We start from the raw sequence: 8,427 nt of genomic DNA on the forward strand, positions 1-8,427 counted from the left end.
GTCAGATCACCTCTAGCTCCGCCGTGAGTGCACCGGCTTGCTTGAGCGCTTCCAGGATGGCCACCAGGTCGCCGGGCGCGGCGCCCACTTCGTTGACTGCACGTACGATCTGATCGAGCGTGGTGCCGCCTTCGAACTTGAACATGCGGCTGCCTTCGGAGGTGGCCGTGATCGTCGATTGCTGGGTCACCGCGGTGCGGCCGCCACTGAAGGCGCCCGGCTGGCTGACGTTGGTGTTTTCGCTGATGGTGACGGTCAGCGAGCCATGCGCGATGGCCGCCGGCATCACCCGTACCAGCTGGCCGATGACCACGGTGCCGGTACGTGCATTGACCACCACCTTGGCCGGTGCATCGCCAGGGGAGAGTTCGACATTTTCCAGCCGCGACAACAGGCCGATGCGCGCGCCCGGGTCGGTCGGCGAGCGTACTGCCACGGTCACGCCGTCGACCGCACGCGCGGTGCCGGCGCCGAAGCTGTTGTCGATTGCCGCGACCATGCGCGAGACGGTGGTGAAATCGTTCTGATGCAGGTTGAGGGTGATCTCGCCGGTGCCGGCGAACACGTCCGGCAATGCGCGTTCCACCGTGGCGCCGTTGGGAATGCGGCCGACGCTGGGCACATTGACTGAGACGCGCGAGCCGTCCTTGCCCTGCGCACCGAAGCCGCCGACCACCAGGTTGCCCTGGGCCATCGCATAGACCTGGCCATCGGCGCCTTTCAGCGGTGCCATCAGCAGCGAGCCGCCGCGCAGCGAGACGGCGTTGGCGATCGAGGAGACGGTGATATCGATCGGCTGGCCGGGCTTGGCGAACGGCGGCAATTCGGCATGGATGGCCACAGCCGCGACGTTTTTCAACTGCGGGTTGACGTTCGCCGGAACATTGACGCCCAGTTCGCCTAGCAGGTTTTTCAGGCTCTGCACGGTAAAGGGCGCCTGGCTGGTGCGGTCGCCGCTGCCGTCCAGGCCAACCACCAGGCCATAGCCGACCAGCGCGTTGCCGCGCACGCCGCCGACCTGGGCAAGATCCTTGATGCGCTCGGCGCTGGCCGGCGCGGCAATCGCGCACAGCGAGACCGCGGCAGCCAGCAGACGGAAGGGCAGGGAAGACAGATTCATGGTCGCAGGCTCAGTAGGGCGACAGACGGGAATTGAAGAAGCGGCTCAGCCAGCCCATCGCATTGGACTGTGCAATCGCGCCGCGGCCGCCGTAAGCGATGCGGGCGTCGGCCACCTTGCTTGAGGGCACGGTGTTGTCCGGGGCGATGTCGGCGGCGCGCACGATGCCTTGCACCTGCACCAGTTCGTCGCCCTGGGTCAGGCGCAGGTTCTTCTGCCCCTGGATCACCAGATTGCCGTTGGGCAGGCGCTGCATCACGGTGACGGTGACGCTGCCCTGCATGCGGTTGCTCTGCGCGGTGTTGCCTTTGCCGGCAAAGCTGCGGTCGCCGCTGGTGCTGTTTTCCAGCACGTTCAAGCCACCGACAGTGAGCGGTGCGCCCAGCAGGGTCGGTGCGCCCATGGTGGTGGCGTCTTTCTTGCTGATGCTGGTGTTGGCGGTGGATGAGGCAGTGGTGCTTTCGACCAGGTTCACCGTCAGCAGATCGCCGACATCGCGGGCGCGGCGGTCGCCGTACAGATTCAGGCCGGGGCCGGCGGCGTAGATCGCACCGGCCGTCGGCTGTGCCACTGGTGCCACCACCGGCACGATCGGCGCCAGTTCGGCGAATGGACGGACATCGCCGGCGGCCACGCAGCCACCCAGCAGCGCGCTGCAGGCAATGGCGAGGCACAGACGGGAGAGAGAAGGCAGGCGTGACATGGCATTGATTCCTGAGAGGGCGAGGAGCGGCGAGCCGATCAGACGTTGTTGTTCAAATAGCCGAGCATCGAGTCGGTGGTGGAGATGGCCTTGGCGTTCATTTCGTAAGCGCGCTGCGTCTCGATCATGCTCACCAGCTCTTCCACCGTATTGACGTTGCTGCCTTCCAGCGCGCCCTGCACGGTGTTGCCCAGGCCGTTGAGGCCGGGGGTGCCGTTTTGTGCGGGGCCCGAAGCGGTGGTTTCGACGAACAGGTTTTCGCCCTTGGCCTGCAGACCCGAGGGGTTGATGAAGTCGGTGAGCGTCAGCGCGCCGATTTCCTGCGCGGCAGCCTGGCCGGCCAGGGTGACGCTGATGGTGCCGTCGTTGCCGATGGTCAGCGACTGCGCGCCTTCCGGCACCTGGATGCCCGGCTGCAGCGGATAGCCGCTGTTGGTGACCAGTTCGCCCTGCGCGTTGATCTGGAAGGTGCCGTCGCGGGTGTAAGCAGAGGTGCCATCTGGCATCTGCACTTCGAAAAAGCCGCGGCCGTTGACCATCACGTCCAGCGCGCGGCCGGTCTGCTGCTGGCTGCCCTGGTCGAAACCCTTGAAGGTGGACACCACGCGCACGCCGGTGCCCAGTTGCAGGCCGGTCGGCAGCTGCGTCTGCGCGGAGGTGGAACCGCCGGGCGCACGCACCTGTTGGTACAACAGGTCTTCAAACGCGGCACGATCGCGCTTGAAGCCGGTGGTATTGGTATTGGCCAGGTTGTTGGAAATGACCGACATGCGCGTCTGCTGCGCATCCAGTCCGGTTTTGGCGACCCACAAAGCCTGATTCATGACCCGATTCCTCGTTAGACCCGGGGATGTCTTCCGGGCACGGGTGGGTATATGCACGTGCCGTGCCAAAGCCGCGTCGGATTTTTGCCGGGTGTGCGGTGGGTCACCCGGAGTGGGTTGCTGCGGGCTGCGCGGGGCAGGGCAGCGGCGGACAGGCGGCGGCTAAGCGGAAGCGATGGAAACCTGCGCCAAAGATCAGGTGCAGCAGATCGGTCGCCGATCATCGATGTGTTCGGCGACGTGTAAACCCTTGGTGCTGCGTGAGGAAGGGTTCTTGGGATTTGCCGGCTGGCATTGCGACGCAGGCAACAGGCTGGTCGGTCGAGCGCGCGGTGCCCTCACCGCTCGCGGGACACGCCGCAAGTACGTCCATGTAGGCTCGGTGGCGGCATCCATGCCGCCACACGGTCCCGCAATTGGCGAGGCCACCGCACCAGAGAGGTTGTCGATTGCTCTCTTGAAGCGTGTCCATTGCTTGGCTTGCATTGAGAAGATGATTGGACGGGCCGTTATCCAAGCAGCCCACGTCAGGCATTGATTGCACCATGCGCACCGACCATCTCGACAGGTCCTTGCCCGGCAGGACCTTACGCGGCATGGATGCGGCGTAAGAGCCTACAAGGACGTACTTGCCGCGTGTCCTGCGACGGTGGGCGGGCAAGGGCCCTGCAGCCAAGTCACAAACCAGAGGCCTTGCAGCGAACCCGGGCGGTCGCCATCCAGGTGCTCGGCAGAGCGGCAAGCCAACCGGCGGTGCGGTAGTGGGCGTCAGTGGCGCTTAGCCACTCACCCGCAACAGCGAATTGGCCGATTGCGCGTTGTCGTCGCCGTTCTTGATGATCTTGACCTGCATTTCGAACTGCCGTTGCAGCTGGATCATTTCCACCAGCGCGCCGGCCGCATCCACGTTGCTGCCTTCCAGCATGCCGCTGTTGATGGTCTTGCCGGTGGCGACCGCAAATGCCTGTGCCGGGTCGGTGCTGGTGTTGCGCATCAGCCCGTCGGGGCGCCGCGTCAAACGGTCGGCAGGCGCATCCACCACCTTCATCTTGCCGACGATGGCCATGGTCTGCGGGCCTTCGCCCTGCGGAATGATCGAAATGCTGCCGTCGCTGCCGATCTCCATCGCCTGGTGCGGCGGTATCGTCATCGGGTTGCCGCCTTCGTCCAGCACTGCATGCCCGTTGGCGGTGACCAGCTGGCCATTGGCGGTGAGCGCCAATTCGCCGTTGCGGGTGTAGGCCTCGCTGCCGTCGGGCGATTGCACGGCCAGCCAGCGGTCCTGCTGCAGCGACACGTCCAGCGGGTTGCCGGTCACCTTCTGATGGCCCTGGCTGCGGTCGAAGCCCTGGTCCACATGCAGCGCATCGATCCGCGACGGATAGCCCTTGCCCTGGATCTTGAACGCCTCGGTGTTGGCCAGCGCGGCCTTGAATCCCACCGTATCGACATTGGCGAGATTGTGCGAGACGGTGCTTTGCGCCTGCAGGGAGGCGCGGGCACCGGTCATCGCGACGTAGAGGGCTTTATCCATGGGACACCGGGATTGGGGATTCGAGAATCGGGATTCGGGATTCGTAAACGCGGGCTGTTGCGACCTGGAAGAAGAGGGGGCAGGGCCGGTATCCGATTGGCGGAGTACCGGCTCTTGCGAATCCCTAATCCCCGATCACCAATCCCGGCTATTACCGGATATTGATGATCGTCTGGGTGACCTGATCCTGGGTCGAGATCATCTGCGAGTTGGCCTGGAAGTTGCGCTGGGCCACGATCATGTTCACCAGCTGCTCGGTCAGGTCGACCGTGGAGGATTCCAGCGAGCCGGATTCGATCTGGCCCAGGTCCGAGGTGTCCGGGGCGCCGGTGCGGGCGGCACCGGAGGTGTAGCTCTCGGCCCACATGTTGTTGCCCTGCGACTGCAGGCCCTGCGGGTTGACGAAGCTGCTCAGGGCGACCTGGCCCAGCGGCTTGTCGGCACCGTTGGAATAGCGCGCGAACACCACGCCGCTGGTGTCGATGCTGATCTCGTTGAGCTTGCCGCTGGCGTAGCCGTCCTGGCGCGTATCGCGCAAGGCGAAGGCTTCGCCGTACTGGGTCGAGCCAGTGACGTTGAGCTGCATGTTCAGCACGCCGGCGCCGGTGCTCGGGGTGAACGGGGCCATCGCGATGATGCCGTTGGCCGGGGTGGTCAGCGCGCCGGTATCGGAGAACTGCAGGGTGGTCGGGGCGCCGACCGCAGCGCCGTCCACGTAGTTGTAGACCTGCCACTCGTTGGGGGTGGCGGTCTTGACGAAGTAGGAGGTCTGCACATGGCTGACGCCCAGCGAGTCGTAGACATTGATGCCGCCGGTGGAGTGGCTATAGGTCTTGTCGTCGGCCGGGTTGAACGGGGTCACCGTCGGCGCGGTGGCATTGCCGGGCAGGGTGAAGGCCAGGTTGACCGTGGAGGTGGATTTGGGCGGGCTGTCGGTGGTCAGCAACTGCAGATCCGACAGGCGGCCCACGTCAAAACCGTTGCCGCTGGGGTTGGGTGCAAACACCTGCAGGCGTGCGCCCTGCGGGTTGACCACATAGCCATTGGCGTCGGTCTGGAAATTGCCGGCGCGGGTATACATCTTGGCGCCGTTGGACGAGACGTTGAAGAAGCCTTCGCCGGAGATCGCCAGGTCCAGGCTGCGTCCGGTCGGGTCGATATTGCCCTGCGAGAACTGCTGCGCCACGTTGCTGACGCGCACGCCCGAACCCACCGCATTGCGCGAAAGGCCGTAGCTGGTGCTCTGGAACATGTCGGCAAACTCGGCGCGCGATTCCTTGAACCCGGTCGTGTTGACGTTGGCGATGTTGTTGGAGGTGACGTTCAGATCGGCATTGGCTGCGTTGATGCCGGACAACGAGGTATTGAAGCCCATGGATGAGTTCCTTTAGGTGTTGGTTGCCGGCTCAGCTGACGCGGAGCACGTTGGCGAGCGGGGAAGTGCCTAGCCCGGTGAGGTTGAGATACAAACCGTCCGAGCCGATCGTGACGCTGTCCACCGGTGCATCGACATAGGTGGACAACTTGCTTTTGGAGCCGGCGGTGTCGGTCTGGGTGGCGGTCACGCCGTATTTGCCGGCCGCCATGCGGTTGCCGTTGGCATCGGTGCCATCCCAGGCGAACGACACCTCACCGGCGGCGCTGGACGGCACGCTGATCTGTTTGACGAAGGCGCCGTTGGCGTCGGTGATTTCGAAATTGACGGTGCCGGCCGAGGTCGCGGCGACCACGCCCTTGGCCGAGCCGGTGGCATCGATCGTCACCTGCGCCGAGGGCACCATCACATTGTGGCCAACCAGCGCCGCGCCCTTGAGCACCTGATCGCTGCTCATCGATTTGGAGAAATTGCTGACCTTGGTATTGAGGTCGCCAATGCCCTGCACGGTGGAGAACTGCGCCAGCTGGCCAAGAAACGCGCTGTTTTCCATCGGCTTGAGCGGGTCTTGATGCTGCAGCTGTTCGGTCATCAATTTGAGGAAGTCGGCCTGGCCGAGCGCCTCTTCTTTTTTGGTTGTTTTGCTGCTGGTACTCAGGCCAAGGTTTTTGTAAATATCGCTGGCGATCGTGCTCATCTGGAGGATTCCGTTGGTAGGTGGCAGCTAGGAAGGGTCAGCGACCCATGGTGAGGGTCGCGAGCGCCAGTTCCTTGGCGGTATTGAGCATTTCCACGCCTGCCTGGTAATTGCGTGAGGCGGAAATCATGTTGACCATCTGCGAGACCGGATCCACGTCAGGCGAGAACACATAGCCGTCGGCGTCAGCCAGCGGGTGGCCGGGTTCGTAGCGGCGGATCGGCGGCGCATTGGTGGTGGTGATCTCTTTGACGTTCACCGAGGTCAGGCTGGGGTCCTGGCGGCTTTGCTGGGCCTGGAAGATCGGCTCGATCGGCTTGTAGGTGGCCTCGGCCGAGCCTGCGACCGAATCGGCATTGGCCAGGTTGGACGCGATGTGCTCAGCCGCACCGACTGCGCGTGCAGGGCCGAGCCGGCCACATCGAAGATGGGAAGATTGCTCATGACTTATTGGCCCGTGATCGCGGTGAGCATCGAGCGCACCTTGGATTCGAGGAAGCTCAGCGACGCGCGGTATTCCAGCGCGGCGCGGCCATAGGCAGCGCGTTCGGCATCTGGATCGACGGTATTGCCGTCAAGGCTGGGCTGATCGGCTTCGCGGGTGAACTGGAAGGGGTTGAGCCCGGCACCGCCGCCCACTTCGTAATGCTTGGCGTCGGTGGTCTGCAGCAGACCGCCATCCTGCTCGCCCTGGGCCGACTTCAGCGCCGCTTCGAAGTTCAGGTCCTTGGCCTTGTAGCCGGGCGTGTCCACATTGCTCAGGTTGCTGGCAATGAGCTTCATGCGCTGCTCGCGCAGCGTCAACGCGTCGCCATGGACGCCGAGGAACGAAGAGAAGGGACTGGACACGGTGCTCTCCCGCGAAGTGTTGCCAGGGAGAAAGCAATGTTTGTGCCAATCGAGGTGGTACGGACTGCAAAACACGGAGAATGATCTGCGCTGCCGACGAACCGCAGCCGGCTGTCCGGAAGACGCGATGGGCCCGTGTCACTCACGAAGTCGCTTCAATCATGGGGCAAGCCGGAAGGTTCGCCATTCCCAGGGGCCCGGTGCGGCGGCGCACCGACCCAATCGCCAGACCGTTGTGGCCTTGCAGGCCCGGTGCAGCGGCTTGTCCCTGCGATCAGCGGCGAGCGGGCGGCCGATCAAACTGCTCAGGCCGCTTCGGCGACCACTTTCAGGCGGGCCAGGACGTAATCGGCCAGTTCGTGGGCGCTGTACTTGGCCACGAAGGCGTTGGCGCCCACCTGCTCGACCATCGCGTTGTTGAACACGCCCGACAAAGAGGTGTGCAACAGCACATACAGGCCTTGCAGGCCCGGGGTGCGCCGGATTTCCGTCGTCAGCGTGTAGCCGTCCATTGCCGGCATTTCGATATCGGAGATCACCATGGCGTAGCGGTCGGCCGGGTTTTCGCCCGATGCGGCCACCTGCAGCAGGTGGTCCAGCGCCTGGCGGCCGTCCGACAGCAGGGTCGCCGAAACGCCCAACTGGTCGAGCACGCTGCGGATCTGCTGGCGCGCCACGCGCGAATCGTCCACCACCAGCACCTGGAACTGGCGATTGTAGGCCACCAGCTGCAGCGAGGGGTCCAGTTGCACGTCCTTGCTGACCTTGGCGATATCGGCCAGCACGCTTTCCACGTCGATGACCTGGATCAGCTCGCCCTGGAAGCGCGTCACGGCCGTCAAATAAGTGGCTTCGGCACCCAGTTCCGGCGGCGGGTGGATATCTTCCACCGCGATATTCACGATGCGCTCCACGCCGCTGACCAGAAAGCCCTGAACCGAGCGGTTGAACTCGGCCACCACCAGGTAGCCAGGCCCGTTCTCGGAGTGCGAGTCGCGTTCCGGGTGGCCGATAGCCAGGCCCAGATCCAGCACCGGCACCGAGCGCCCGCGCACGTCGGCCACGCCGGCGAACTCGGTCGGCAAGCCAGGCACCTGAAACAGCTCCGGCCGGCGCAGCACTTCCTGCACCTTGAAGACGTTGACGCCAAAAAGCTGGCGTCCGCCCAGCCGGAACAGCAGCAGGGCCAGTCGATTGTGGCCAGCCAGTCGCGTGCGCTGGTCAATGCGGTTGAGCAGATCGTGGGTCATGGGGCAGATATCGACAGCGCCCTCGGGAAACTTGAGGGCTTTATGGTTGGTCGGGGGCGCTGTCGATATCTGCCC

Annotated in this window: 8 protein-coding genes and 1 pseudogene; all 9 read right to left on the reverse strand. The window is 64.4% G+C overall.

The window, feature by feature from the left end; genetic code table 11:
- Position 1: 1 nt before the first annotated feature.
- The 9 genes and pseudogenes from XAXN_RS06975 to XAXN_RS07015 all read right to left on the reverse strand — a co-directional run bounded on the left by XAXN_RS06975 (position 2) and on the right by XAXN_RS07015 (position 8,352).
- Complete coding sequence (locus tag XAXN_RS06975; protein ID WP_042822356.1) at positions 2–1,120, reverse strand: flagellar basal body P-ring protein FlgI; 1,119 nt, start codon at positions 1,118–1,120, stop codon at positions 2–4.
- A 10-nt stretch (positions 1,121–1,130) separates the two neighbouring features.
- Positions 1,131–1,823, reverse strand: a complete 693-nt coding sequence (gene flgH, locus XAXN_RS06980; RefSeq protein WP_042822358.1) for a flagellar basal body L-ring protein FlgH — start codon at positions 1,821–1,823, stop codon at positions 1,131–1,133.
- A 38-nt stretch (positions 1,824–1,861) separates the two neighbouring features.
- Positions 1,862–2,647: a flagellar basal-body rod protein FlgG gene (gene flgG / locus XAXN_RS06985; RefSeq protein WP_042822359.1), complete on the reverse strand. Its 786-nt coding sequence runs from the start codon at positions 2,645–2,647 to the stop codon at positions 1,862–1,864.
- Positions 2,648–3,425: 778 nt separating this feature from the next.
- Complete coding sequence (gene flgF / locus XAXN_RS06990) at positions 3,426–4,181, reverse strand: flagellar basal-body rod protein FlgF (protein WP_019300290.1); 756 nt, start codon at positions 4,179–4,181, stop codon at positions 3,426–3,428.
- A 151-nt stretch (positions 4,182–4,332) separates the two neighbouring features.
- Positions 4,333–5,556, reverse strand: a complete 1,224-nt coding sequence (gene flgE, locus XAXN_RS06995) for a flagellar hook protein FlgE (RefSeq protein ID WP_054319013.1) — start codon at positions 5,554–5,556, stop codon at positions 4,333–4,335.
- A 31-nt stretch (positions 5,557–5,587) separates the two neighbouring features.
- Positions 5,588–6,253, reverse strand: coding sequence for a flagellar hook assembly protein FlgD (locus XAXN_RS07000; protein WP_054319014.1), 666 nt, complete (start codon positions 6,251–6,253; stop codon positions 5,588–5,590).
- Positions 6,254–6,290: 37 nt separating this feature from the next.
- A pseudogene (gene flgC, locus XAXN_RS07005) lies at positions 6,291–6,697 on the reverse strand (flagellar basal body rod protein FlgC).
- 3 nt (positions 6,698–6,700) lie between these two features.
- Positions 6,701–7,102 carry a flagellar basal body rod protein FlgB gene (flgB, locus tag XAXN_RS07010; RefSeq protein ID WP_003482950.1) on the reverse strand — a complete coding sequence of 134 codons (402 nt, stop codon included), beginning with the start codon at positions 7,100–7,102 and terminating at the stop codon, positions 6,701–6,703.
- Positions 7,103–7,407: 305 nt separating this feature from the next.
- Complete coding sequence (locus tag XAXN_RS07015; protein ID WP_054319015.1) at positions 7,408–8,352, reverse strand: chemotaxis protein CheV; 945 nt, start codon at positions 8,350–8,352, stop codon at positions 7,408–7,410.
- Positions 8,353–8,427: the final 75 nt, after the last annotated feature.

Source organism: Xanthomonas axonopodis (assembly GCF_001304695.1).
GTDB lineage: Bacteria > Pseudomonadota > Gammaproteobacteria > Xanthomonadales > Xanthomonadaceae > Xanthomonas > Xanthomonas axonopodis.